We start from the raw sequence: 25,701 nt of genomic DNA on the forward strand, positions 1-25,701 counted from the left end.
TTATGCAAGCGGTTTTTGGCGAAGCGCGTAGGAGAGACGCATGGAAGAGACCGGCCGCTCGACCTGCCCGATCAACTTGACGCTCGAAATCCTTGGGGATCGCTGGAGCCTGATCGTCCTGCGCGACATGATGTTCGGCAATCGCCGGCATTTTCGCGAGCTCCTGACGAAATCGGATGAGGGCATCGCCTCGAACATCCTCGCCGACCGGCTGAAGCGCCTGGTCGGGCACGGGCTGATCTCGCGCCGCGACGACGCCTCCCACAAGCAGAAGGGGATCTACAGCCTGACCGAAATGGGGGTTTCGCTGGTGCCGGTCTTCGCCGCGATGGGCGATTGGGGCCGGCGCTTCCTGCCGGTGAGCGAGGACATGTCGATCCGCGCCGAATTGCTCGCCGATGGCGGCCCGGCGCTCTGGGAGCGGTTCATGGAGGAGCTGCGCTTCCTCCATCTCGGCGCCCCGCGCCCACGGGACTCCGTGCTGGCGAGGCTGACCGAGGCCTATCGCTGCGCGGTCGAGCGCAAGCGAGCGGCCGGCGCGGAGCCGGCCGCCGCCTGAGTTACTCCGCCGCCAGCCGCGGCGGCGGCAGCTTGGCCATCGCCCTGGCGCTCGCTTCGCCCGGCGTGGCGTGTTCGTCGATGGCCTCCCAGGCGCTCTCATCCTCGGGCTTGCTGAAGAAGCGGCCGAAGACCCAGGCGGTCAGGCGCGAGAGATCGTCCATCACCGCATAGAAGGACGGCACGAAGACGAGCGAGAGCACGGTCGAGACGATCAGGCCGCCGATCACCGCGATCGCCATCGGCGCGCGGAATTCGCCGCCGTCGCCGACGCCATAAGCCGAGGGCATCATGCCCGCCGCCATCGCGATCGTCGTCATCACGATCGGCCGCGCGCGCTTGCGGCCGGCCTCGAGCAGCGCGGTGCGGCGGTCCTTGCCGCGCGCCATCTCCTCGACTGCGAAATCGACCAGCATGATCGCGTTCTTGGTGACGATGCCCATCAGCATGAGCAGGCCGATATAGACCGGCATCGAAACCGGCTTGTCGGTGGCGAGCAGGGCGATGACCACGCCGCCGAAGGAGAGCGGCAGCGAGAGCAGGATCGTGATCGGCTGGAAGACCGAGCCGAAGAGTAGGATCAGCACGGCCAACACCAACATCAGGCCGGTCGCCATAGCGGTGATGAAGCCCTGCACCACCTCGCCCTGGATCTCGGCGTCGCCGGTCGCGGCGATGCGCACGCCAGCGGGCAGGCCGACCTGCTTGACGATCTCCTGGAAGGTGTCCTGCGCCGTGCCGAGCTCGAAGCCGCGCTTGAGATCGGCGCCGATCGCGGCCCGGCGGACGCGGTCATAGCGGTCGATCGAGCTCGGCCCCTCGCCGAAGCCGATCTCGGCCACCGCCGTCAGCGGGATCGAGACGCCGTTGGCATTGGTGACGCGCAAGGCCGCGATGTTGCGGATATCGGCGCGGGCGGCCTCGTCGAGCTGGACGCGGATCGGCACCAATCGGTCGCCGGCGTTGAACTTGGCGAGATTGGCCCCGACATCGCCGATGGTGGCGACGCGCACCGCCTCCGAGATCGATTCCGGGGTGACGCCGAGATTGGCGGCCTGTTCGAGCTTGGGCGTGACGCGCAGTTCCGGCCGGCTGAGCGAGCCCGAGGTCGCGACATTGAGATAGCCGTCGATCTTGCGCATGCGGCTTTCGATCCGCGCCACCGCCTCATCCAGCGCAGCGCCATCCTTGGACAGGATCGAGAAGGCCATTTCGCGCTCGCCGCGCTCATTGACATACCAGGCGCGGGTGTCGGGCACGCCGGCGAGCCTCTCGGCGATGACGACCTTGAGGTCCTTCTGGCGCGCCTTGCGCTCGGCCTTGGGCAGGAGCTTGATCGTCACGGCAGCGCGCCGGACCTCGCGCTGGCCGGTCGGCGAGGAGCCGCCGAGCACGAAGACCTGCGTCACCTCAGGAATCGTGCGCAGGCGGTCGACGATCAGATCGGTCGCGACGCGGGTATCCTCCAGCGTCGAGCCCGGCGGCAGTTCGACTGAGGCGACGACACGCGAGGTGTCCTCGTCGGGAATGAAGCCGGTCGGCAGCAGCCCGGTTGCCTTGATCGAGGCGAAGAGGAAGCCGAAGCCGATCAGCAGCGTGACATAGGCCATGTTGAGCGGCAGCTTGCGCCAGCGGCCCGAACCGTCGAAGCGCGGCAGCACAGGGATTTCGCGCCTGGCCAGCGTGCCGCGCAGCAGGCCGACATAGGCCCCCATCACGATGCCGTCCTTGGGCTCGGTATGCTTCACCGGCTTCATCAGATAGGCCGCCATCATCGGCGTGATCAGCCGCGCGACGAGCAGCGAGAACAGCACCGCGACCGCGACGGTGAGGCCGAACTGGCGGAAATACTGGCCGGCCACGCCGCCCATGAACGAGACCGGCGCGAAGATCGCCACGATCGTCAGCGTGATCGCGATGACGGCGAGCCCGATCTCGTCGGCCGCCTCCATCGCGGCGCGATAGGGCGATTTGCCCATCTTCATATGCCGGACGATGTTCTCGATCTCGACGATAGCGTCATCGACCAGGATGCCGGTGACCAGCGTGATGCCGAGCAGGCTGACGAGGTTGAGCGAAAAGCCCATCAGCTCCATCGCCCAGAAGGTCGGGATGGCCGAGAGCGGCAGCGCGATCGCCGTGATCAGCGTGGCGCGCCAGTTGCGCAGGAACAGGAAGACGACGAGCACGGCCAGCGCCGCGCCCTCGATCAGCGTCTCCATCGCCGCCTTGTAGTTGCCGTAGGTATAGGCGACGGCGTCGTCGATCGGCTTGATCACGATGTCGGGGTAGCGCTTGTTGAGCTCGGCGACGCGCGCCGCGACGACATCCTTGACCGATAATTCGCTCGAACCCTTCGAGCGGAACACCGCGAAGGAGACGACCGGCATCTTGTCGAGCCGTCCGAAGGAGCGCGGCTCGGAATTCGAATCCTCGACGCGGCCGAGTTCCTTCAACCGCACCTCGCGGCCGCCGGTCAGCGTGATCTTGGATTCGGCGAGCTCCGCCACGCTGCGCGCGCTGGCGAGCGTGCGGATCGCCTGCTCCTGCCCGCCGACCTCGCCGCGCCCGCCGGCGAGATCGACATTGGTGGCGCGGATCTGGCGGTTGACCTCGCCTGCCGTGGTGCCCAGCGCCAGCAAGCGGTCGGGATCGAGCGAGATGCGGATCTCGCGATCGACGCCGCCGAAGCGGTCGATCCGGCCGACGCCCTTGAGGCCCTGCAATTCGCGCGCGACGACATCGTCGACATGCCAGGAGATCTGCTCCAGCGTCATGCCCGGCGAAGACGCGCCGAAGGTCATGATCGACTGGCCCTCGACATCGATGCGCTGGATGATCGGTTCATCGATGGTGCGCGGCAGATCGGCCCTGATCTTGGCGATCGCATCCTTGACGTCGTTGACGGCCCGGTCGGTGTTGGTCTCGAGCCGGAACTCGATCACCGAAACCGAGGCGCCGTCGGTCAGCGTCGACATCACATGCTTGACGCCGGTGATGTTGGCGACCGCATCCTCGACGCGCTTGCTGATCTGGCTTTCCAGCTCGGCGGGCGCGGCGCCCGACTGGGTCACCGTGACCGAGACCAGCGGCACGTCGATATTGGGAAAGCGCGTCACCGGCAGCTTCGAGAAGGAGAGCAGCCCGAGCACGCAGAGCACGACGAAGAGCAGGATCGCGGGAACCGGCTTTCGGATCGACCAGGCGGAGAAATTGATATCCACGATCGTCTCCGTCAGTTCGTCGCGACCGGCGTGATGACGTCGCCGTCACGCACGAAGGTGCCGGCCCGCGCCACGACGCTCTCGCCCTCAGTAATGCCGGAGACGATCTCGGCGCGGCCATCGCCGGCCAGGCCGAGCTGGACCTTCTTGGTCGTCACCTTGCCGTCGCTGACGCTCTGCACCGTCGCGCCCGAGCGGGCATAGGTGATCGCCGACAAGGGCAGCGTCACCGCGTTCTTGCGGCCGGTCTCAATCAAACCGCGCGCAAAGGAGCCGATCGCGACCGGCGGATTGCCCTTGAGCGCGACGCGCACGCGGCCGAGCCGCGACTGCTTGTCGACCTCGGGCGCGATCAGCCGGATCTCGCCCGCCAGGGCCACGCTTGCGCCCGCCGGCGTCACCGCAACCGGCTGGCCGAGCTTGAGGCCCGGCAATTCGACCTCGGCGACATCCGCCTGAAGCTCGATCGCGCCATCGGCGATGATGCGGAACAGCGGGTCGGTCGCGGCCATGGCCACCATCGCGCCGAGCCTTGCATAGCGCTTGCTGATGATGCCCGCCGTCGGCGCCCTGATCTCGGTGCGGCCCAGCTTGACCTCGATGTCGCGCCCCTGCGCCTTAGCCAGGGCCAGATCGGCTGTCGAGATCGCCAGCGCCTGCCGGGACGAGTTCAACCGCGCGCTGGCCGAGCGGGCGGCCGCGTCGCGCTGGTCATAGGTCTCGTTGCTGGCATTGCCGCTCTCGCGCAGGGTCTTGGTGCGGTCGAAGGCGTTGCGGGCCTGGACGAGATTGGCCTCGGCCTCGACGATCTGCGCATTGGACTGGGCGATCGCCGCCTCGGCGCGCGCGATCTGCGCGTCGTTCTGGGCCTTCTGCACCTCCAGCGTCGTCCGCGACAGGCGCGCCAGAACCTGCCCGGCAGCGACCTTGTCGCCTTCCTCGGCCACCAGCTCGACGACCTGCACGCCGTCGAGTTCCGGCGAGACCAGAACCTCGTCGCGCGCGATCATCGAGCCGGACACGACGACGCTCTGCACGATCTCGCTGATCTTCGCCTTGGTGATCGTGACGGACGGCCCGGCGCCAGGCGCCGGCTGAGCCGGACTCTGCGCCTGTGCCTGCGCCTGCAGCGGCGCAGCCCAGCCGAGAGCGAGCGCCAGCAGCGAAACGGGGAGAAGACGGGACATTGGGCGGACTTTCGCAGCGGAAACGGGTTTGATCATGGCAGAACCGGCAATCATGGTCGGGCCTCGTCCGGCTCGGGCAGCAGCAGCACCTGCGCCAGCCCGCGCATGGCGGCGAACAGCGTGTCCGCCCCCGCAGCAGCGTCGAATTGCGGATCGACGGCGCGCCGGCAGAAGAAGCCGTCGGCCATCATGAAGATCGCCTGCAGGAAGCGGGCATCGTCGAGATTGGCTGGCAATTCGCCGCTCGCCTTGGCCCCAGAGATGGCGGCGACGAGCCCGCCGATCACCGTCTCGTCGATATCGGCACACATGCTGGCCATTGCCGGGTTGCGCGCGGCTTCGGCCCAGATCTGCAGGGCGATGATCGCCTTCTCGCGCGGCTTCTGGATCATATGGCGCCGGCCGAGGTCCTCGAGCTGGTCGAGTACCGCACCGGCCGGGTCGAGCTGGGTGAAGTCGGCCGCGATCTGGGCCCGGTCGCGCTCGGCCATGCCGGCGATAATCGCGTCCTTGGAGGCGAAATAGCGATAGAGATTGCCCGGGCTCATGCCGGCCTCGACCGCGACGTCGTGCATCGTCGCGGCATGGAAACCAGCGCGCGCGAAGACGCTCTCGGCAGCGTCGAGAATACGGATATGGCGCTCCGAGAGGGAGCCGTCCGGAGGCGGGGCAGCGATGGATGTCACGTTATGTCGATCAAATGAGAATGAACGTTCATTCTCATTTGCCTAACGGCACCCGCAATGTCAAGCCTATTTACATCGACGGTAGCGACGGACCGGGTCATGCCCTGATCGCCACTGCCGCATACCAGCCATGTCCATGCCGGACATGGCTTACAATTTGCTTGCCTCGTCCCGATTGGAACCGCATTCTCCGGATATGGCATCGCGGTGCGCACATCTTCCTCCCCTGACCGCGCGCCAGCGACCGAAAACCTCGTGATGAACGATCAGTCCCTTCGTTTCCGCGCCGCCCGCCCCACACGCTCGCCCCTCGCAGCCCGACGCACCCTGCCGGCTCTCAAACCGGTCCTCATCGTGCTGCATCAGGAGCATTCGACGCCCGGTCGCGTCGGCCGCCTGCTGCAGGCGCGCGGCCATGCGCTCGACATCCGCAAGCCGCGCTATGGCGACCCGCTGCCGCAAACGATGCGCGGCCACGCCGGCGCGGTGATTTTTGGCGGGCCGATGGGGGCCAATGATACCGACGATTTCATCAAGACCGAGATCGACTGGATCGGCACCTGCCTGAAGGAAGACGCGCCCTTCCTCGGCATCTGCCTCGGCGCCCAGATGATGGCCAAGCATCTCGGGGCCAGGGTCTACACCCATGGCGAGGGCCGCGCCGAAGTGGGCTATTACCGGCTCGACCAGACGCCGGCCGGGCGCTGTCATGCGGATGAGGCCGGCTTCACCTGGCCTGAAACCGTCTATCAATGGCACCGCGACGGCTTCGATTGTCCCAGCGGGGCGCAATGCCTCGCCACCGGCGGCGATTTCCCGGTGCAGGCGATCCGGGCCGGGAGCAAGGTCTATGGCATCCAGTTCCACCCCGAGGTCACCCCGGCGATGATGTGCCGCTGGTCGATCCGCGGCCATGAACGCACCCTGATGCCCGGCGCGCAATTGCGCCATCTGCATCTCGAAGGCTGGTATCAGTACGACCCCGCCATCCGGGCCTGGCTCGACGGCTTCCTCGACCATTGGCTGAAACAGCCGGCAGAAGCGGATTTGAGCCTCTCGTGAATCGCCCAATCCTGTCATGAATCGCCAGATCCTGTCGTGAATCGCAAAGTCATCGTCCTCGGCGCCGGCATGGTCGGCGTTTCCTGCGCGCTCGCTTTGCAGAAGCGCGGCTTCACCGTGACGCTGCTCGACCGGCGTGCCCCCGGCCAGGAGACCTCCTACGGCAATGCCGGCGTGCTGGCGCGCTCCTCGATCGTGCCGCTGAACAATCCCGGCCTCTGGTCGAAGCTGACGAGCTATCTCGGCAACACCCATCCTGCCCTCAATCTCGACTGGCGCCGCGCGCTGACGCGGCCCAGTTGGCTGCTGCGCTTTCTCTGGGAAGCGAGGCCCTCGCAGGCCGCCGCCCGCATCGCCGCCTTGGATTCGCTGACGGCGAGCACCGTCGCCCGCCATCGCGAATTGATGGCGGCGGCGGGCGTCTCGCATCGCCTGCGCGAGACCGGCACGCTGAAACTCTGGCGTGGTGAGGACGGCCACGCCGCAGCCCAGGCCGAGCATGATTTCCTGAAGCGGCACGGCATCGCCTCGGAGGTGCTCGACCGCCAGGGCATCTCGGCACTGGAGCCTGCGCTGAAGCCGATCTTCCCGGCCGGGCTCTTGACCCCCTCCAACGCCTCGGTCGATTCACCCGGCGCCGTGACGGCCGCCTATGCCGCGCTCTTCGCCCAGCGCGGCGGCAGGATCGAGCAGGCCGAAATCCGCGCGCTCAGGCGCAACGGCGATGGCTGGCAGGCTGAAACCGACAAGGGGCTCTACGAGGCCGATCTCGCCATCCTCGCGCTCGGGCCCTGGAGCGGCGACCTGCTCGCGCCGCTTGGACTGAACTCCAGGCTCGATGTCGAGCGCGGCTATCACCGCCATCTGCGGCCCGAGGCAGGCGCCGCCCTGTCGCGGCCGGTCTATGATGTCGACGGGGCCTATTTCATGGCGCCGATGGAACAGGGCCACCGCATCACCAGCGGCGTCGATCTCAGCCTGCGCGACGCGCCCGACAACCACCGCCAGATCGACCAGGCCACAGTGAGCGCCCGCGAGGCATTTCCGCTTGAGGAGGTCGTCGGCGAGACCTGGCGCGGCTGCCGGCCGACACTGCCGGATTCACTGCCGATGATCGGCGAAGCACCGCGCCATCCCGGCCTCTGGCTCGCTTTCGGCAACCAGCATATCGGCTTCTCCACCGGCCCGATCACGGGCGAAATCATCGCCACCATGATCTGCGGCGAGACGCCGCCGGCAGATCCCAAGCCGTTTTCGCCGGGGCGGTATATTCGCTGATCGTCATTGCGAGCGCAGCGAAGCAATCTAGGAGCCGTCGAGCGAGCCCTTCTGGATTGCTTCGCTGCGCTCGCAATGACGGGAATGTCGGTTCCAACATCAAATGACGCCCGCCGCTGAGGCGAGCGCGAATGCGCTGGCGTGAGTCGGCTGGCGTGGCGGCCGAGAACCGGAGCGCAGCGGACTTTTGTCCGTGAGCACCGGAAGCGCAGGCCGTCGCGTCAGACGGCCGCGCCAGTAGCATGCGCGCCGGCTCAGACCTGGCGCGCCACCATCATCTTCTTGACCTCCGCAATCGCCTTGGCCGGGTTCAGGCCCTTCGGGCAGGCATTGGCGCAGTTCATGATGGTGTGGCAGCGATAGAGCCGGAAGGGGTCTTCCAGATTGTCGAGGCGCTCGCCGGTCGATTCGTCGCGCGAGTCGATCAGCCAGCGATAGGCCTGCAGCAAGGCGGCAGGACCGAGATAGCGGTCGCCATTCCACCAATAGCTCGGGCAGGAGGTCGAGCAGCAGGCGCAGAGAATGCACTCATAGAGCCCGTCGAGCTTCTCGCGGTCCTCTTTCCCTTGCGCCCATTCCTTCTCCGGCGCCGGTGTCGTCGTCTTGAGCCAGGGCTCGATCGAGGCATGCTGGGCGTAGAAGCGGGTCAGGTCAGGGACGAGGTCCTTGATCACGGGCATATGCGGCAGCGGGTAGATCGCGACCTTGCCCGCGCTCTTGCCATGCCCGGTGCATTCGTCGATGCCGGTGGTGCAGGCGAGGCCGTTCTTGCCATCCATGTTCATGGCGCAGGAACCGCAGATGCCCTCGCGGCAGGAGCGCCGGAAGGTCAGCGTCGGGTCGATCTTGGACTTGATCCAGATCAGCGCATCCAGAACCATCGGCCCGCAATCCTCGCGGTCGACGAAATAGGTGTCGGTGCGCGGGTTTTCGCCGGTATCCGGGTTCCAGCGATAGACCTTGAACTCGGTCAGCTTCGCGGCCCCGGCCGGCTTCGGCCAGGCCTTGCCTTCGGTCAGGCGGGAGTTCTGCGGGAGATTGAATTCGGCCATCGGAGATTTCCGCCTATTCCTGAATACCGTAGTGGGCTCGCAACTTCGCCAGCCCGTCCGGAACGGCATTCATCTGCGCCATGATGTAAGAGCGATGCTGTTTAAAATCGTCTGGCAGCGACCCGGCTTTCGCGTTCGCCAGCAGGTGGGGCCAGTCCGAGCCACTATAATAACCTCTGCCGAGCCAACCCAAAGCCAGGAGAAACGCTCGCTGCTCCGACGGCAATTTCGATATCGTCATTTCCAGGCTTCGGTAGGCTGGGGATGAGAAACCTGCTGCAAGGTCCTCCGAAGCGAGGAAAGCAAAGCGACCGTCCTGGTGTCTGCGCGCTTCTTCCTGAAGCACATCGAACGTCTTCTTGAGCAGCGGTGTCAGCCTGCGTATCGAGCCCAGCGCCTCCTGTTCGACGCTCTCGAAAGCGAGCAGCGCGTCCAAACGCCCTCTCCCGATGTCAGCGAGAGACACGACGAGCTTGCCATATCCGCGATCGATGCATTTGCGCTCAAACACATTATCAGCGGTCACAAAGACGCCGCGCCCGAGAGCGGTCGCTAAGAAGAAGCAATCATAAGGCGAATGATCGAACTCGAGCGACAGAAGGGCAGCATCAAATGCGACCTCGCTCGAGGGGACAATGCGATCAAGCGCACCCAACGCTTCCTCGATGCCCTTCAAGAACTGCGCCTCGGAAATCTGACCGGCCTTGCATTTGCGACGAAGCACGCTGACCAGTTCGGGAATCATCCGATCCGGTGCGACCAATGGTTCGTCTCGGTCAAGCAGAGCCAGCGCTTGCTCGCTCCCAGCCTCTTGCACGACCCATTTAGCTGCAACAGACGTGTCCACGACGATCAACTGTCGCGGTCCTGACGCACGAGCACGACCGAATCAGTCTGCGCGACACCTTGCGGGGTCATGGCCGCGACAGCCTTGAGCCGAGCCTTCAGATCAGCGCGATGCACGGCACCTCGAAGAGACGTGGCGAGCAAGCTCTCGACAAGAGTCGTCGGCGACACTCCCCGGGCTTTCGCCTCGGCGGTGACTTGGTTGAGGAGCCTGTCGTTGATCGCCAACTGTCCCATGATGCCGTCTCCTACGTCCTCAATACACCCGCGCCTTGGGCTTGATGTACTCGATGTCGTTCGAGAGCGTGTAGGTGTGCACCGGGCGGTCGTCGAGCGTGACGCTGCGCTTCTCGTCGTCGATCCAGGACAGGGTGTGCTTCATCCAGTCCTTGTCGTCGCGGTTCGGGTAATCCTCACGGGCATGCGCGCCGCGGCTTTCCGGACGGTTCAGCGCCGAATCCATGGTGACGACCGCCTGGGTGATCAGATTGTCGAATTCCAGCGTCTCGACGAGATCGGAATTCCAGATCAGCGAACGGTCGGTGGTGGCGATGTCGGTGATGCCGCCCCAGACCTCGTGGATCAGCTTGTGGCCCTCTTCCAGCGTCTCGCCAGTGCGGTAGACCGCGCAATTATCCTGCATGGTCTTCTGCATGCGCCCGCGCAGTTCGGCGGTCGAGGTGCCGCCCGAGGCGTTGCGGTACTTGTCCAGGCGGATCAGCGCGAGATCGGCCGAGTTCTTCGGCAATTCCGGCTGCTTCTCGCCTGCCGTCACCGTCTCGGCGCAGCGCAAGCCCGCGGCACGGCCGAAGACGACGAGGTCGATCAGCGAGTTCGAGCCAAGACGGTTGGCGCCGTGCACGGAAACGCAGGCCGCCTCGCCGATCGCCATCAGGCCCGGCACCACCGTGTCGGGATTGCCGTCGACCTTGGTCAGAACCTCACCATGGAAGTTCGTCGGGATGCCGCCCATGTTGTAATGCACCGTCGGCAGGACCGGGATCGGCTCGCGGGTGACGTCGACGCCAGCAAAGATCTTGGCGCTCTCCGAGATACCCGGCAGGCGCTCATGCAGGATCTTCGGGTCGAGATGGTCGAGATGCAGGTAGATATGGTCCTTGTTCTTGCCGACGCCGCGCCCGCCACGGATCTCCATGGTCATCGAGCGTGAGACGACGTCGCGCGAGGCAAGGTCCTTGGCCGAAGGAGCGTAGCGCTCCATGAAGCGCTCGCCCTCGGAATTGGTCAGGTAGCCGCCCTCGCCGCGCGCGCCCTCGGTGATCAGGCAGCCCGCGCCATAGATGCCGGTCGGGTGGAACTGCACGAACTCCATGTCCTGCAGTGGCAGGCCGGCGCGCAGCACCATGCCGCCGCCATCGCCGGTGCAGGTATGGGCCGAGGTCGCGGAGAAATAGGCGCGGCCATAGCCGCCCGTCGCCAGGATCGTCTGCTGCGAGCGGAAGCGATGGATCGTGCCGTCATCGAGCTTCAGCGCGATCACGCCACGGCAATGACCGTCCTCGTCCATGATCAGGTCGATGGCGAAATATTCGATGAAGAACTCGGTGTTGTAGCGCAGCGCCTGGCCGTAGAGCGTGTGCAACATGGCGTGGCCAGTGCGGTCGGCGGCGGCGCAGGTGCGCTGGGCCGGCGGGCCCTCGCCGAATTCGGTGGTCATGCCGCCGAAAGGCCGCTGATAGATCTTGCCGCTCTCGGTGCGCGAGAACGGCACGCCCCAATGCTCGAGCTCATAGACCGCAGCCGGCGCGTTGCGCACGAGATATTCGATGGCGTCCTGGTCGCCGAGCCAGTCCGACCCCTTGACGGTGTCGTACATGTGCCACTGCCAGGTGTCCTTGCCCATATTGCCGAGCGAGGCGGCAACGCCGCCCTGGGCCGCAACCGTATGCGAGCGTGTCGGGAACACTTTCGAGATGCAGGCCGTGCGCAGGCCGGCCTGCGAGCAGCCGACGGTGGCGCGAAGGCCGGCGCCGCCGGCGCCCACCACGACGACGTCGAAGGTGTGGTCGGTGATCGGATAGGCCTGACCGGCATAGGTCGCGGTCGAACGGGCTTTGGTGATCGCCATCGGATCAGCCTCCAAACGAGAGCTTCAGCACCGCGAAGACGCAAGCGGCGCCGATCGCGATCGCGAAGAAGGTGTTGGCCATCACGGCGGCGATCTTGAGGCCCTCGCCATGGATGTAATCCTCGATGACGACCTGCATGCCGATCCGCATATGCACCACGCCCGAGAGGACGAAGAGCAGCATCAGGATCGCGACCAGCGGATGCGACAGCGTCGCCATCGCCGCCGGATAGGGCTTGCCGAAGAGCGAGATCACGATGCCGAGGAAGATCACCGTCAGCACGACATTGGCCACCGCCGTGACGCGCTGGAGCCAGAAATGCCCGGTGCCGGATTTGGCGGAACCCAGACCGCGAACGCGGCCGAGCGGGGTACGCATGGAGGAGTTGGACTGCATGATGATGCTCCTCAGCGCAGGGCGTAGGCGAGGATCCAGACGAGCAGAGTGAGCCCGCCCGAAACGACGCCGCTGTATTTCGCCATGTTCATCCGGGTTTCCGGCTCATAGCCATAGCCCATGTCCCAGATGAAATGCCGGAGGCCCCCGACCATGTGGTGCAGCAGCGCGAAGGAATAGCCGAACAGCACCAGCCGTCCGAGGATCGAGCCCGCAATCCATTGCGCGGTCTCGAAGGCGGCAGGCCCCGAAGCGGCGGCCACGAGCCAGGCCGCGATCAGCACGGTGCCGGCATAGAGCGCACAGCCGGTGACGCGATGCGCGATCGACATCGCCATGGTCCAGGACCAGCGGTAAATCTGCAGATGCGGCGAAAGCGGGCGCGCCGCCTGTTTGACCTCGGCCAAATTCACTCTCCGACTCTGCCGCCCATCAGCGGGCGTTTATCCATTTGGGATCGTTCTAGAGTGATTGGCTCTGTAACGAAACCGGTCCCGCGCTGCAATGCGGCATGCGGGATACGAAGTTACAGAAATCGAAATCTGTAACTTTTCGCTGGGCGCGGACGCGCCGCGACACTCCTAGCTCTCATTCCGGCGAGCCGCAAAGCCTCAGCGCGGCAGCAACGCCCAATAATCGAAGTCGAGGATGATGCCGTCATCATACTGGTCGCCATGCTGGAGCGGAAACTCGCCGCAGGGCCGGTTCTTCGTCGCGATCAGGCGCAGCCGCAGCGCGCCGACATCGCTGCGACCGGGCAATTCGGCGGCCTCCAGCACCTGGCTCCAGGCGAAGACCGTGTCGCCCGCGAAGAGCGGCGAGACATGGCGCCCGCCATTGATCGCGGCGATGTGGAAGGCGTTGCCCAGGCCGTTGAAGGACAGGGCCCGCGCCAGGCTGATGACATGCCCGCCATAGATCAATCGCTTGCCGAAGCGACTCTCGCGCGCGCTATAGGCGTCGAAATGCACCTTCGCGGTGTTCTGGTAGAGCCGGGTCGCGATCTGGTGCTCGGCCTCCTCCACCGTCATGCCGTCGATATGGTCGATCTGTTCGCCGGCCGCATAAGCGCCCCAGCGGAAGGGCGAGCCCGCCAGCGCGTCGTCATAGGCCGTAAGCTCGATCGCCGGGCAGCCCTGGCCGAGCTCCTCCGGCAACACCGCCTTGGGCAGCTCCGGCACCTGCTCGGCATGAGCCGGCGTGCCCGGCTGGCGCTTGCGCACCAGCACCCAGCGCGCATAGCTCAGCACGATCTCGGCCTGTTGGTTGCGACCGATGGAGCGGACATAGACGATGCCGGCGTCGCCGGCCGAGGTCTGCTTCAGCCCGATCACCTCCGAGGTGGTCGAGAGCGTATCGCCGGGAAAGACCGGCCTCAGGAAGCGCCCATCGGCATAGCCGAGATTGGCGATCGCGTTCAGCGAGATGTCGGGCACCGTCTTGCCGAAGACGATGTGGAAGACGAGCAGATCGTCGATCGGAGCGGCGGGATAGCCCAGCGCTTTGGCGAAGGCATCGGAGGATTGCACCGCGAAACGCGGGCCATAAAGCGCCGTGTAGAGCGAGACGTCGCCGCTCGTGACCGTGCGCGGCGTCGCGTGCACGATGGTCTCGCCGAGGTTGAAATCCTCGAAGAAGCGGCCAGGATTGGTTTTCGCGACGGGCTCTGACATGGGGCTCACGCTTGAATGGACTCGGCCGAGTGTGCGCTGCCGCATGGCGAGGCGTCCAGTCCCAAGCCGTCGGGTACACGCACCTTCTCCCCTCGCGGGAGAAGGTGGCGCGCAGCGCCGGATGAGGGGGCGCCGTGCCCTGTCCGGTTGGCCTCGTGTTCAGCGAGGCGGAGAGCTCACAGCGCCCCCCTCATCCGTCTCGGCTTCGCCGAGCCACCCTCCCGCATCAAAGTCGGCTGTTGCCGACTTTGACACTTTGGGTTGCCCATCTCGGGCAAGCCCGAGATGGGTGGGAGAAGGGTTTTCCGTGCCCTTCGCCGCTGCCGCAACGCTCGCAAAGGCAAAGGCTTCCACGGCACTGGTCCAGGGGCCGACGCCTCACCCCACCAACGCACCAAGCTTCCCCAAATCCACATTCGCACCGCAGACCAGCACGCCGAGCCGCTCGCCCGGCGCAGGCTTGTAGGCCCCGCAGAGCAGCGCACCCAGCGCCGCGGCGCCGCCGGGCTCCACCGCCAGCCGGAAATCGCGCCAGAGCGTGCCCTGCGCCTGGGTGATCGCCTCGTCGGGCACCAGCGCGACATGGTCGACTGCGTCCTTGCAGACCTCATAGACCAGCGGGCCGACATTGCGCGCGCCGAGCGAATCGGCCGCAACCGAGGCGACCTTGACCTCGACCGGCCCCTTCGCCTCCAGCGCCGCCTGCAAGGCGCGCGAGCCGGCGGGCTCGACACCGACGACCTTGACCTTGCTCCCGGCGAACCAGGCAGCGATGCCCGAAATCAAACCGCCGCCGCCGACCGCAACCAGAACCGTGTCGAGATCGGGCTCCTGGAGCTGCCATTCGCGCCCGAGCGTGCCCTGGCCGGCAATGGTTTCCTTCGCCGCGAAGGGATGGATCTTGAGCGCGCCGGTTTCCGCGACGAAACGGTCGCAGGCCGCCTGCGCATCATCATATTGCGCGCCGCCGATGACGACTTCGGCGCCGAAGCGGCGGATCGCCTCGATCTTGGCGGCAGGCGAGATCTCGGGCACGAAGATCGTCGCCTTGACGCCGCGCTCGCGCGCCGCATAGGCCACCGCCGCCCCGTGATTGCCGCCCGAGGCGGCCGCGACGCCCGCCGCCGGCACCGGCAGTGAGAGCAGGTTGTTGAAGGCGCCGCGCGTCTTGAACGAGCCGGCATGCTGCAGGCATTCGAGCTTCAGCGAGATCGCCGCCGGCGAGCCGAAAGCGCCGGCCCCGAGCCGCATCACGGGCGTGACGCGGGCATGGCCGGCAATGCGGTCTGCAGCCGCCTCGATCATCGGGCGCGGCACGGGGCGATCGGTCATGACGGTGTCCTGTGTAGGCAGGTCTTTAGGGGAAGGACAGCGAGCCGGCGCAAAGCTCCAGATCGCGATGGGGAGCCCATGGCTATCGCGTCCCGGCGGATCGGGAAAGGGCGCTCCACGCCCGGCCAGGATGTGCTGGGCGACGACCAAAGCGGCAAGCGCATCGAGCGCGTCATCGGCGCCAGCACCTTTCGGCGGACGGGCCTCGACGATCGCAGCCGGCAGCCCTGCCGCGATCAAGAGTGCCCGGCGCTCGGCCATGCCGAGGGGATTGATCACGCCCTTGATCTTTTTGGGCTGCGTCAGCGGCGCGCCGCGCATGGTGCGGAAGGCGAGCTCGGGATGGACCTCGAAGATGCGCTCCCGAAGCGTGGGCTCCGTCCTGAGCAGGGTGTCGATCTCGCGGATCCGCGGAAACAGATGGAAGCCCTGCTTGGAGACCTTTCGCGGCGGCTCCGAGGTTTCGAGCGCCAACCGACAGGCCTCGCGATAATCCGCGCAATAGACGGCAGACCGCGCCGGAATCGAGAACACCGAGGATTGCCGCTCGCCCAGCAGCGGCCTGACGAGGCGCTCGGGCCCCCGCCCCGCACCGGAAACCCGGTCCGGCAACCCGATCGGCATGTCCACGGCCAGGATCGTCGGCGGGTCTTCACCGGCGAACAGATCGGCCAGTTTCGAAACCACGCGCAGCGAGGGCGGCTCCTGGGCGGCAGTGTCGACAAGCGCTGCGATCCAGCCCGCCTTGCAGCCATCCACCCCCGCGATCCACGCCATCCGCGCGCCCTCCCGCATCCGCCTTTTGCAGAACTGACGTTGCATGTGCGTCGCGTCTAGTGTGCAGTGCAGCGAAGAGCGGCGACAATGCCGCCCGAGCTGGATGCGAAACAGCGATAACCGGCCTTTCGCGCGAGTCCCGCGTTAGATTTGAGAGAATGCCATGACCACAATCCGCCCACGCCGCAGCGTCCTCTACATGCCCGGCTCCAACGCCCGCGCGCTCGAGAAGGCCCGTGAGATCGCTGCCGACGCCCTGATCCTCGACCTCGAAGACGCCGTCGCGCCCGACGCCAAGGAGACCGCCCGCGCCCAGGTCTGCGCCGCCGTGAAGGCCGGCGGCTATGGCCGGCGCGAGCTCGTGATCCGCACCAACGGCCTCGAGACACCCTGGTTCGCGGCCGATCTTGCCGCCGCCGCAGAGGCCAGGCCCGATGCCATCCTGATCCCGAAAGTCTCCTCGCCCGAAACCTTGCAGCAGATCGGCACCTTGCTCGACGGCCTCTGGGCCGCCCCCGAGATCCGCATCTGGGCGATGATCGAGACGCCGCTCGCCATCCTCGACGCCGAGCGCATCGCACGCGCAGTGCAGGACCGCCGGACGCGGCTGGCCTGTTTCGTGATGGGCACCAACGACCTCGCCAAGGAGACGCGCGCCCGCTTCGTGCCCGGCCGCGCGCCGATGCTGCCCTGGCTGGCGACGGCGATCCTCGCCGCCCGCGCCTATGGCATCGACATCGTCGACGGCGTCTATAACGACCTCAAGGACGAGGCCGGCTTCACGGCGGAATGCGAGCAGGGCCGCGATCTCGGCTTCGACGGCAAGACGCTGATCCATCCCGGCCAGGTCGCGACCGCCAACGCGGTCTTCGCACCCGACGACATCGAACTCTCGCGGGCGAGGGCGATCATCACCGCCTTCGATCAGCCGGAGAACGCCGACAAGGGCGCGATCCAGCTCGACGGCCGCATGGTCGAGCGGCTGCATGCCGAGATGGCCAAGCGCGTGGTGGCGCTGGGCGAGGCGATCGGGGCCTGATCCTTCTCCCCCATCAAAGTCGGCTGTTGCCGACTTTGACACTTTGGGTTGCCCATCTCGGGCAAGCCCGAGATGGCTGGGAGAAGGTGGCAGCACGAAGTGCTGACGGATGAGGGAAGTCCCTCATCCACAAAAGAAAAAGGGCCGCTAACGCGACCCTCTCCTCATCCGTCTGCTCCGCAGACACCTTCTCCCACCCATGTCGGATGTTTCCGACATGGGCATAAGCTTTGCCAAGATCGGGCAAGCCCGATCTTGGTGGGGAGAAGGGTTTTACGCCTTCTTCGCCGCCTTGGCGCGATCCATCGCCTCGAGGATGAGCTGCTTGGCCTTGGCGGCGTCGCCCCAGCCGGTGAGCTTCACCCATTTGCCGGGCTCGAGATCCTTGTAGTGCTCGAAGAAGTGCTGGATCTGGTCGAGCGTGATCTTCGGCAGATCGGTGTAGTTGTGCACGTTCTCGTAGCGCTTGGTCAGCTTGGGCACCGGCACGGCGATGATCTTCTCGTCGCCGCCGGCCTCGTCCTCCATCATCATCACGCCGATCGGCCGCACGGCGATATAGGAGCCGGGGATCAGCGGGCGGGTGTTGGCGACCAGCACGTCGCAGGGATCGCCATCCTCGGACAGCGTATGCGGGATGAAGCCGTAATTCCCGGGATAGCGCATCGGCGTATAGAGGAAACGGTCGACGAAGAGCGTGCCCGCCTCCTTGTCCATCTCGTATTTGATCGGCTCCCCGCCGATGGCCACTTCGATGACGACGTTGACTTCGTCGGGAGGGTTCTTGCCGATGGAAATGGCGTCGAGGCGCATAAGTCTTGACCTGTGGAGATGGAAACCGGCGGGTCTTATGCGGGTTTGGACGCAAAAATCCAAGTCGAGATTAGAAGCCGGGTCCGGCTCAGCTCACCCTAAGGCCGAGTTCGGCCAGCATCTGCCCGGCCTGCTGCCGTGAAATCGTCGCGCCGCGGAACAACGCGGCATCGCCGAGCCGCAAGCCGCCGAGATCCGCGCCGCGCAAATCGGCACCTTCGAAGCGAGCGCCGGTGAGGTTGGCGTCGCGCAGGCTGCAATCCTCCAGCACCGCTTCGCGAAAATCGGCTTTCCTGAGATCGGCCTGGCTGAAATCGAGCCGCTGCAGCCGCATCTTCCGAAAGGAGAAACCCGGCAGCTTCGCGGCAACCAACAGCGTCTCCTCGAAACTCGCGCCCAATGTCTTGGCCTCGGACACATCCGCTCCCGTCAGCTTGCAGCTCCGGAAAGCCGCGGAAGCCAGCAGCGAGCGCCGAAAGCTCGCATTGTTGAAGTCGCCGGCTTGAAAGACCGCCTCGGTCAGGGTGCAGCCGCTGAAATCGGCGAAAGCGCCCCGACAGCCCGACCAGCGCGAGCCGTCGAGGCGGGCGCCCTTGAAGCTGGTCCGGCGCAGCAGGCAGCGCTCAAACGCCCAGCCGGCCAGGTTGAGGCCAGCGAGATCGACGCCCTCGATATCGCAACCCACGAGCAGCGCCGGCCCTTCCGCCGCCAGCGCCTCGACGGCCGAGCGGGTCAGCGTCAGCTCGGCGAGCAATCGCGCGGGTGAGGAGGAGACCATGGCCCTATCCCTAGCCGAGTCGCGCCGTGCGCCCAAGACTCGCGCGCTGGCCCTCTCGCTCGCTACATCCAGGCCCAGCCGCACCTCGCGATAGACCCGATATTTGCACCGCGCGCCCGGCACTGGTATCGGGCGCGCTATGAAGATCGATCAGACCAGCACCCGCGAGACCCGTCCTTGCTGAACCGCTTGCGCCCCGACGAGGACCGTTATGCGCGCCGCATGGCCCGCATCGCACGCTGGGACCGGCCGATCGGCGGCAAAGCCGACCGCCTGCGCGCCTGGGCCAATATGCTGCTGGTCGATCACGGCATCTTCCGGCTCGCCTATCTCAACGCCCATCGCGTCACACCACAGCTCTGGCGCGCGGCCCAGCCTGCGCCGGGCCAGATCGCGAAATTCGCGCGCGAAGGCGTCAAGACCATCGTCAATCTGCGCGGCGGGCGCGAGCACGGCTCCTGGCCATTGCAGCGCGAGGCCTGCGAACGCCACGGCATCACCCTGGTCGACTTCGTGCTGCGCTCGCGCGGCGCGCCCGAACGCGAGACCATCCTGGGCGCCAAGGCCTTCTTCGCCGGCCTGACGGAGCCTGCGCTGGTGCATTGCAAATCGGGCGCCGACCGCGCCGGCTTCTTCGCGGCGCTCTATCTGCTGATCCATGAGGAGCGGCCGCTTGAGGAAGCGACCCGCCAGCTCTCGCTGCGCTACGGCCATTTCCGCTTCGCCAAGACCGGGATTCTCGACGCTTTCTTCGAAGCCTATCGCCGCGAGGGCCACGCCAAGGGCATGCCCTTCCTCGATTGGGTCGCGAAAGACTACGACCCCGACCGGCTGGAGCGAGAATTCAAGCCGGGCTTCCTGTCCTCGCTGATCGCCGACAGGCTGATCCGGCGGGAATAGCCGAGCCTAGAGCCTTGCGCGAAAAAGTGGGTACCGGTTTTTCGCAAGAGCAATGCTCTCGACTTTTGGAAGCGCTCATCCCCGTGCGACGGCAAACCCGTCCACGCCGAAGCGTGTCCAGGCGAACTGGACATGCGCCAGCATCCGCGCCAGCGAGACCAGGCCGATCGCGCCGAGCAGCGCCAGCGACAAAGTGCCGAACCAGGCCATGACGAGCCCGGCGGCCAGGAGCGCGACGGCGTTGGTGAGGACCTGGCGGCGCGGATAGCGCGAGAGCGAAGCGATCTCGTGCAGGGGCGTGACCAGCGCGATGCCGCCATAGAACAGCGCCATGATCGCGACGGTCTCGCCAACGCCCTCCCATTGCGTGCCGTCCAGCAGCACAGCATCGGCACCGATGGCGACGAAGGCGATGGCGGCAAACAGCGCCGCCGCCGCGGCCATCAGGCCAAGCGTCACGAAACGGACCCAGGATTGCCGGCTCTCGGCGGCGCGCGCACGCAGGCTCGACAGCACGAGCGGCACCGAGACCGCGGAGAACATCTGGGTCGGCACCTCGAGCAGGCGCATCGCCAGCGCGACATGGGCCGCCAGCAGTGGGTTGCTCGCATAGGGCAAGGCGAGCAGCGGCGCCACCATGAAGCCGAAGGACAGGAGCGCGGAGGGCAAGAGGAAACGCGGCGCGGTGCGCCAGCGGCTCGCCGATTCGCTCAGCTCGAGCCGTGACCAGGCTTCGCGCCGCACCAGACCCGCCAGCGCCGCGCGCCGGCGCCAGACCAGATAGCAGGCCGAGACGACATGGCCGATCGCGTCGGCAGCGAACAGCGCGACCGAGGTTGCGCCCAACGGCCAGATCAGCAGGACCATCATGCCGGGCTGGACCAGCGCCTGAACGACATTGCTGTTGCCGATCGCGGCAAAATCCCCTTCCGCCGTCGCCTCCGAAGAGACCAGCCGGATCACCGCCCGCCCGGCGAGCGACACCAGGAACAAGGCCCCATAGGTCGCGACCACCCAGCCGGCCGCGCCCGCCACGGCGATGGCCAGTGCGGCCACAGTGAGGAAGGCGCCCCCTGCCGAAAGCGCCAGCCGGAACGCCCGCGCCAGCCTGTCCTGGTCGCTGCTCTGGAAGAACACCGCCTCGAAACGCAGCAGCGTCGCGATCGAGATAAAATTGGCGAGCGCCGAAAACAGCGCGAAATCGGCGAAGACCTGCGCCGGGCACAAGGCCGCGGCCGCAAGCAGGCCCCAGACGGAGAGAAACCGTGCCTGGACGAAGCGCAGGGCCAGCATCAGCCCCGAGGCCAATCCGGCCCGGGAGGCGGCAGAGTCCTCGGCCGCGATCTCCTCGGCAGGCGCCGACGGCGCGACGCCGACCGGGAACGCCGTCCGCTCGAGGATCAGGTGCGTGGCCATATCCACATCCATGCTCGGGATATCGGACAGGTCATCGCCGCTGGCTTCCCGGAGGTCACGACGAGAGGACGCAGCCGTCAGCGGATCAGGAGGTCTGATCACGGAACACAGCTCTGCCCGAGACACGGTGCGCCTTCATGGTTAACTAATTCTTATGCAGGCGAACGACCACGGAAGCATGCCCCAGAGAGAACAGGGCTCTCTGTCAAGTCCGTGGCCAAAAAATGGCGAAATTTGACGCTGCGTTAGGCGAAATCGCGCCGTTTTGCTCGGAAAACGTGCATAAAATGAGTGCCACCGGCGAAATTTGGGAAAGTCTACCCTAGCGTCATCATCGTTCGGAAACGGAGCGGCTGGGGTCTGCCGCCGTCTTCAGGGCCAATTCCGAAAACCTCCTTCGCTCCCGGCTTTCAGGACCGATTCAATCGATGCGATTGCGCTCGCCGCCGCGAATCGGCACGGCAAGACGGTTCTCGTGAGGAGAGAGCGGACAGACCCAGGCTTCGGAATAGGCGCAGGACGGGTAATAGGCGAAATTAAAATCGAGGATCAGCCGACCATCCGGCTTCGCGCCGAGATCGGCGCTCTTGATCGTGTCGAGCAGATAGCGGCCGCCAGCGAATGTGTCGCAGCCATTGCTGGCATCGCCGAAGGGCAGGAAGGTGCCGCCGCCATAGCCCGCGATCCAGTACAGCGTCAGCTCGCGGCCGAGCGGGCCCGCCAAACCATCGGTCGACGCGTAGGGAACGAGCCTCATCAGCCCATCCTTGCCGGCCTCGACCGGAATCGCCTCGCGATCGACGGCAGGCACGAGGCCAACCTCGAAACGCAGGACAGGATCATAGGGGAAACAGGCGATGCCAGTGAATTCGGCTCGCCTCTCCGGCGCCAAAGGCGATTGCGGATGCTCGCGAAACAGCCTGTCGCGCGCCGCCCGCCACTGCTGCCAGCCGGCCTGCGGCGGTAGCGCCCTCACCTGCGCATAGAGATCGGCGATCTGCCGCCGCCAATCCTGCAGCGTGCTGAAGCGCGTGAAATCAGCCACGGAAGCCGTGGGAGCGGACAAAACCATGGCGCGTATAGTCATCGCAAATCCTCTCAGGGCTTCGCGTCTCCTGCAGGCAACGCCGACACGGCGCGCCCGTTCCATGAGACGGCTTGGCGCGAGGTTTAATCCCGCGCGCTGCCAGAACCTGTCAGCGGGCGGGTGAGGTGTCGCTCGGCCCCTGGCGGCTGTCACGAATCCGCGAGGCGGGCGCGATTGCGCCGGCGAGTCCGTCTTGATCGCGTGGCTGCATTATTTTAAGCTTAAAATATTGGAGTTCTGGAATCGGGACTGAGATCATGTCGGAAGCGCCCCGCAGACTGTCCTATGGCAGCTATCTCCAGGTCGACCGGCTGCTCTCCTGCCAGGAGCCGGAAAGCCTGAAGACCGGCGCGCCGGCGCATGACGAGATGCTCTTCATCATCGTCCACCAGGCCTATGAGCTCTGGTTCCGGCAGATCCTGCACGAGCTCGACCGGATCCAGGCCGATTTCGCGGCGCGCACGGTCGCCGACGAGCATCTCGGCCGCATCAATGCCGGGCTCAGCCGCATCCACGAGATCCTGAAGCTGCTGGTCGGGCAGCTCGATGTGCTGGAGACGATGACGCCGGCAGGCTTCCTCGAGTTCCGAGACTTGCTGACGCCGGCCTCCGGCTTCCAGTCCGTGCAGTTCCGATTGATCGAGGCGCGGCTCGGCCTGCATGACGACGCCCGCATCCGCATCGACGAGCAGAGCATGCGCGAGCGGCTCGCGCCGGAAGACCGCGACAAGCTGAGCGCGGACACAAATCCCTCGCTGCTCTCACAGCTCGACGCCTGGCTGGCGCGCACGCCCTTCGTGGCGCTGGGCGACTACAGCTTTCGCGAGAGCTACCGGGCCGCGGTGATCGCCGCGCTGCAGCGCGACGCCACCAGCATCAGCGCAGACCCCGCCTTGCCCGAGCCGCAGCGGCAGGCCGATGCGGCCGCGATCGAGCAGGCTCTCGCCCGCTTCCGGGCCCTGTTCGAGCCCGACGCCACGACCTCGACCTGGCGGATGTCGGCTCGTGCCATCGAAGCGGCCCTGTTCATCTCGCTCTATCGCGACATGCCGGTGCTGCAACTGCCCTTCCGGCTGCTGCAGGCGCTGATGGACATCGATGAGAGCCTGACGCTCTGGCGCCTGCGCCATGCCTTGATGGTCGAACGCATGATCGGCGTCAGGCCCGGCACCGGCGGCTCATCGGGCTCCGGCTATCTCAAGGCGACGGCGGAGAAGCACCGCATCTTCATCGATCTCTTCCACCTCTCGACCTATCTGCTCGGCCCGCGCGACCTGCCGGCCCTGCCCGACGCCTTGCGGCGGCGCATGGGCTTCAGCTACGGGGCGGCCTGATGGCGGGGGCAGGCGACTGGACGCAGCATTTCCTGCGCTTTCGCGGCGCCGCCCGCGAGCGCATCAACCTCGCCGCGCACAGCCATCATGACTGGCCCGACGTCACCTTCGCGGCGCAGGGGATGGCGTGGCTGGATGCGGCACAGCGCGCCGGCGACAAATGGGATGTCGTCTTCGGCGAGATCATTCCGGCAGTCCAGGCCGGCATCGCCCGGCATCTCGCCTTGCCCGATCCGGCGACGATCGCTTTTGCGCCCAACACGCATGAATTCCTGCGCCGCCTGCTCTCCTGCCTGCCGACGGCGAGGCTGCCCCGCATATTGACCACCGGGGCAGAGTTCCACACCGCGCGGCGGCAGCTCTCGCGGCTGGCCGAAGCGGGGCTGATCACGCTGGAGGAGGTCGCGGCCGAACCCTTGTCGAGCCTGCCTGAACGGCTCAGGGCGGCGATCGCAGCCGGCGGGCACGACCTGATCTATCTCAGCCAGGTCCTGTTCAATTCCGGCGCGACCAGCGGCGATCTCGCCGCTCTCGTCGGTGCCGTGCCCTCGCCCGAGACCTTCATCGCCATCGACGGCTATCACGGCTATCTCGCTTTGCCGACAGACCTTTCCACCATCGCTGAGCGCGCCTTCTACATCGCAGGCGGCTATAAATACGCCATGGCCGGCGAGGGCAGCTGCTTCATGCATTGCCCGCCGGGCTTTGGCCCGCGCCCGCGTGACACCGGCTGGTTTGCAGCCTTCGGGGCGCTCGCAGCGCCGGCCGGCAGCAGCGTCGGCTACCCCACCGATGGCGGGCGCTTCCTCGGCGCGACCTTCGACCCATCCGGCCTCTACCGCATGCGCGCCGTGCTCGACTGGATGCAGGCGGAGGCGCTCGATGCCGCGCGCATCCACGCGCATGCAATTGCCCTGATGCAGCGCTTCCTCGCCGGGCTCGATGCGCTGGACCTCCCCGGGCTCAGCCACGACGCTATCATCACGCCGCTGCACGACCCCGCCGGTCACGGCAATTTCCTGGCCTTCAGGACGCCCGCCGCTGCGGCATTTGAGGCCGCATTGGCGAAGCTCGATATCGCCACCGACCATCGCGGCGACGTGCTGCGTTTCGGCTTCGGCCTGGCGCTGTCGGAGAGTGACATCGACGCCGCATTGGAGCGGATGAAGGCGCTGCGGAGCTGAAGGACTGCCCGGGACTGCCGTGCCGCCCTCATCCTGAGAGGCTGATCCGAAATGGATCGAGCGCTATCAAGTATCTCCAGCCGCTTGCCATCCCCCACGCCGTCATTCCGGACAAGCCGCTTTAGCGGCGCAGATCCGGAATCCATCGGAGGCCATCGAACTCTACGATGGATTCCGGATCTCCGCTTCGCTGCGTCCGGAATGACGACGCGTAGGTGATCAAGACCGAGCCATTGAAATCTTCGGCTTCATTTCGGGCCAGGCCTGAAGGTGAGCGTTAAGATTCCAGTAGGCTCGCAAGTCGTGGAATCCGAGCAGTTCACCCACGATTCATCCTGAATCCAGGCTTCACCATATCGCTCAACCGCTGATTCACCGGCGCCGCGCGAGATCTGCCGCAACCTGGATTGCGGGAGGTTCAATCGTGACCAGACGCCATACTCCGATCGCCCTGCTCTTCGCCGCGGCCATGCCGCTGCTCTTCATCGCCTTCGCCAGCCGGCCGGCGCTGGCGCGCGACCTCGTCGAGGCGCCCGATGCGCGCTACCTGCCCGGCACGATCGTGATCCGCACGGCCGAGCGCCGGCTCTATTTCGTCAACGCGCCGGGCACCGCGATCCGCTACCAGATCGCCGTCGGCAAGGCCGGCAAGCAATGGCGCGGCGTCAAATATGTCGAGGAATTGCAGGTCGATCCGGCCTGGAGCCCGCCCGCCTCGGTCAAGCGCGACAACCCGAACCTGCCCGACGTCATCCCCGGCGGCTCGCCGCGCAACCCGATGGGCGCGCGCGTCATCGGGCTCGGACCGGGCGGCGAATATGCGATCCATGGCACCAATATGCCCAAGACGGTCGGCACCTTCGCCTCCTATGGCTGCTTTCGCATGCATAACGAGGATGTCGTCGATCTCTACCAGCGCGTCCGCATGGGCACGCCCGTCGTCGTCCTGCCCTGATCAGGTCGCATTCGGACGGTTCCGCCGCCCGAAT

The 25,701-nt window shown here is 66.3% G+C and carries 23 protein-coding genes; 8 read left to right on the forward strand and 15 right to left on the reverse strand.

The features are described 5' to 3' along the window. Window positions 1-40 precede the first annotated feature (40 nt). Window positions 41-559, forward strand: coding sequence for a winged helix-turn-helix transcriptional regulator (locus BHK69_RS03990; RefSeq protein WP_069688977.1), 519 nt, complete (start codon window positions 41-43; stop codon window positions 557-559). A 1-nt stretch (window position 560) separates the two neighbouring features. Here the strand turns inward: BHK69_RS03990 and BHK69_RS03995 are convergent, their stop codons facing one another. The 3 genes from BHK69_RS03995 to BHK69_RS04005 are packed head-to-tail and all read right to left on the reverse strand — an operon-like array spanning window position 561 to window position 5,655. Continuing rightward, complete coding sequence (locus tag BHK69_RS03995; RefSeq protein WP_069688978.1) at window positions 561-3,782, reverse strand: efflux RND transporter permease subunit; 3,222 nt, start codon at window positions 3,780-3,782, stop codon at window positions 561-563. An 11-nt stretch (window positions 3,783-3,793) separates the two neighbouring features. Continuing rightward, window positions 3,794-4,969, reverse strand: coding sequence for an efflux RND transporter periplasmic adaptor subunit (locus BHK69_RS04000; RefSeq protein WP_069688979.1), 1,176 nt, complete (start codon window positions 4,967-4,969; stop codon window positions 3,794-3,796). 50 nt (window positions 4,970-5,019) lie between these two features. After that, window positions 5,020-5,655, reverse strand: coding sequence for a TetR/AcrR family transcriptional regulator (locus BHK69_RS04005; RefSeq protein ID WP_069688980.1), 636 nt, complete (start codon window positions 5,653-5,655; stop codon window positions 5,020-5,022). A 258-nt stretch (window positions 5,656-5,913) separates the two neighbouring features. Here BHK69_RS04005 and BHK69_RS04010 point away from each other — a divergent pair, with 258 nt between their 5' ends. Then, complete coding sequence (locus tag BHK69_RS04010) at window positions 5,914-6,717, forward strand: glutamine amidotransferase (RefSeq protein WP_083269113.1); 804 nt, start codon at window positions 5,914-5,916, stop codon at window positions 6,715-6,717. A 36-nt stretch (window positions 6,718-6,753) separates the two neighbouring features. Continuing rightward, window positions 6,754-7,995 (forward strand): NAD(P)/FAD-dependent oxidoreductase, encoded by a 1,242-nt coding sequence (locus BHK69_RS04015; RefSeq protein ID WP_083269114.1) that lies wholly within the window; start codon window positions 6,754-6,756, stop codon window positions 7,993-7,995. 254 nt (window positions 7,996-8,249) lie between these two features. Here BHK69_RS04015 and BHK69_RS04020 read toward each other — a convergent pair whose 3' ends face one another. The 8 genes from BHK69_RS04020 to BHK69_RS33480 all read right to left on the reverse strand — a co-directional run bounded on the left by BHK69_RS04020 (window position 8,250) and on the right by BHK69_RS33480 (window position 16,161). Further along, entirely contained in the window at window positions 8,250-9,047 is a 798-nt protein-coding gene (locus tag BHK69_RS04020) for a succinate dehydrogenase iron-sulfur subunit (protein WP_069688981.1), read from the reverse strand. 13 nt (window positions 9,048-9,060) lie between these two features. Next, window positions 9,061-9,894, reverse strand: a complete 834-nt coding sequence (locus BHK69_RS04025) for a PIN domain-containing protein (RefSeq protein WP_244548502.1) — start codon at window positions 9,892-9,894, stop codon at window positions 9,061-9,063. Window positions 9,895-9,899: 5 nt separating this feature from the next. After that, window positions 9,900-10,130: a hypothetical protein gene (locus BHK69_RS04030; protein WP_069688983.1), complete on the reverse strand. Its 231-nt coding sequence runs from the start codon at window positions 10,128-10,130 to the stop codon at window positions 9,900-9,902. 19 nt (window positions 10,131-10,149) lie between these two features. After that, on the reverse strand, window positions 10,150-11,982 hold the full coding sequence (gene sdhA, locus BHK69_RS04035; protein WP_069688984.1) for a succinate dehydrogenase flavoprotein subunit: 1,833 nt from the start codon (window positions 11,980-11,982) through the stop codon (window positions 10,150-10,152). 4 nt (window positions 11,983-11,986) lie between these two features. Beyond that, complete coding sequence (sdhD, locus tag BHK69_RS04040) at window positions 11,987-12,379, reverse strand: succinate dehydrogenase, hydrophobic membrane anchor protein (RefSeq protein WP_069688985.1); 393 nt, start codon at window positions 12,377-12,379, stop codon at window positions 11,987-11,989. Between the two features lie 11 nt (window positions 12,380-12,390). Next, window positions 12,391-12,792, reverse strand: coding sequence for a succinate dehydrogenase, cytochrome b556 subunit (gene sdhC / locus BHK69_RS04045; RefSeq protein WP_425285547.1), 402 nt, complete (start codon window positions 12,790-12,792; stop codon window positions 12,391-12,393). A 198-nt stretch (window positions 12,793-12,990) separates the two neighbouring features. Beyond that, window positions 12,991-14,052: a MaoC family dehydratase gene (locus BHK69_RS04050; protein WP_069688987.1), complete on the reverse strand. Its 1,062-nt coding sequence runs from the start codon at window positions 14,050-14,052 to the stop codon at window positions 12,991-12,993. A 378-nt stretch (window positions 14,053-14,430) separates the two neighbouring features. Then, the gene (locus BHK69_RS33480; protein WP_158516154.1) at window positions 14,431-16,161 is read right to left on the reverse strand and encodes a serine/threonine dehydratase; all 1,731 of its coding nucleotides are present in this window, start codon (window positions 16,159-16,161) and stop codon (window positions 14,431-14,433) included. 163 nt (window positions 16,162-16,324) lie between these two features. On the opposite strand from BHK69_RS33480, the gene BHK69_RS04060 reads away from it, so the two are divergent. After that, window positions 16,325-17,200 carry an HpcH/HpaI aldolase/citrate lyase family protein gene (locus tag BHK69_RS04060; RefSeq protein ID WP_069688988.1) on the forward strand — a complete coding sequence of 292 codons (876 nt, stop codon included), beginning with the start codon at window positions 16,325-16,327 and terminating at the stop codon, window positions 17,198-17,200. Window positions 17,201-17,473: 273 nt separating this feature from the next. Here the strand turns inward: BHK69_RS04060 and ppa are convergent, their stop codons facing one another. Then, the gene (gene ppa / locus BHK69_RS04065) at window positions 17,474-18,013 is read right to left on the reverse strand and encodes an inorganic diphosphatase (RefSeq protein ID WP_069688989.1); all 540 of its coding nucleotides are present in this window, start codon (window positions 18,011-18,013) and stop codon (window positions 17,474-17,476) included. Window positions 18,014-18,101: 88 nt separating this feature from the next. Next, complete coding sequence (locus tag BHK69_RS04070; protein ID WP_069688990.1) at window positions 18,102-18,791, reverse strand: pentapeptide repeat-containing protein; 690 nt, start codon at window positions 18,789-18,791, stop codon at window positions 18,102-18,104. Window positions 18,792-18,968: 177 nt separating this feature from the next. Here BHK69_RS04070 and BHK69_RS04075 point away from each other — a divergent pair, with 177 nt between their 5' ends. Continuing rightward, a complete protein-coding gene (locus BHK69_RS04075) occupies window positions 18,969-19,691 on the forward strand; it encodes a fused DSP-PTPase phosphatase/NAD kinase-like protein (RefSeq protein WP_069688991.1) in 723 nt (240 codons plus the stop codon). Window positions 19,692-19,766: 75 nt separating this feature from the next. Here BHK69_RS04075 and BHK69_RS04080 read toward each other — a convergent pair whose 3' ends face one another. Continuing rightward, complete coding sequence (locus BHK69_RS04080; protein WP_148663317.1) at window positions 19,767-21,107, reverse strand: hypothetical protein; 1,341 nt, start codon at window positions 21,105-21,107, stop codon at window positions 19,767-19,769. Window positions 21,108-21,528: 421 nt separating this feature from the next. Further along, the gene (locus tag BHK69_RS04085; RefSeq protein WP_244548392.1) at window positions 21,529-22,194 is read right to left on the reverse strand and encodes a DUF1684 domain-containing protein; all 666 of its coding nucleotides are present in this window, start codon (window positions 22,192-22,194) and stop codon (window positions 21,529-21,531) included. A gap of 257 nt (window positions 22,195-22,451) precedes the next feature. Here BHK69_RS04085 and BHK69_RS04090 point away from each other — a divergent pair, with 257 nt between their 5' ends. The 3 genes from BHK69_RS04090 to BHK69_RS04100 all read left to right on the forward strand — a co-directional run bounded on the left by BHK69_RS04090 (window position 22,452) and on the right by BHK69_RS04100 (window position 25,667). After that, the gene (locus tag BHK69_RS04090) at window positions 22,452-23,528 is read left to right on the forward strand and encodes a tryptophan 2,3-dioxygenase family protein (RefSeq protein WP_069688994.1); all 1,077 of its coding nucleotides are present in this window, start codon (window positions 22,452-22,454) and stop codon (window positions 23,526-23,528) included. Further along, window positions 23,528-24,712, forward strand: a complete 1,185-nt coding sequence (locus BHK69_RS04095) for an aminotransferase V (protein WP_069688995.1) — start codon at window positions 23,528-23,530, stop codon at window positions 24,710-24,712. Before BHK69_RS04090 ends, BHK69_RS04095 begins: the two co-directional genes overlap by 1 nt. 469 nt (window positions 24,713-25,181) lie before the next feature. After that, window positions 25,182-25,667 (forward strand): L,D-transpeptidase, encoded by a 486-nt coding sequence (locus tag BHK69_RS04100; protein ID WP_069693362.1) that lies wholly within the window; start codon window positions 25,182-25,184, stop codon window positions 25,665-25,667. The last annotated feature ends 34 nt before the right edge of the window (window positions 25,668-25,701 follow it).

It is taken from the genome of Bosea vaviloviae, from assembly GCF_001741865.1.
GTDB classification, from domain to species: Bacteria; Pseudomonadota; Alphaproteobacteria; order Rhizobiales; family Beijerinckiaceae; genus Allobosea; species Allobosea vaviloviae.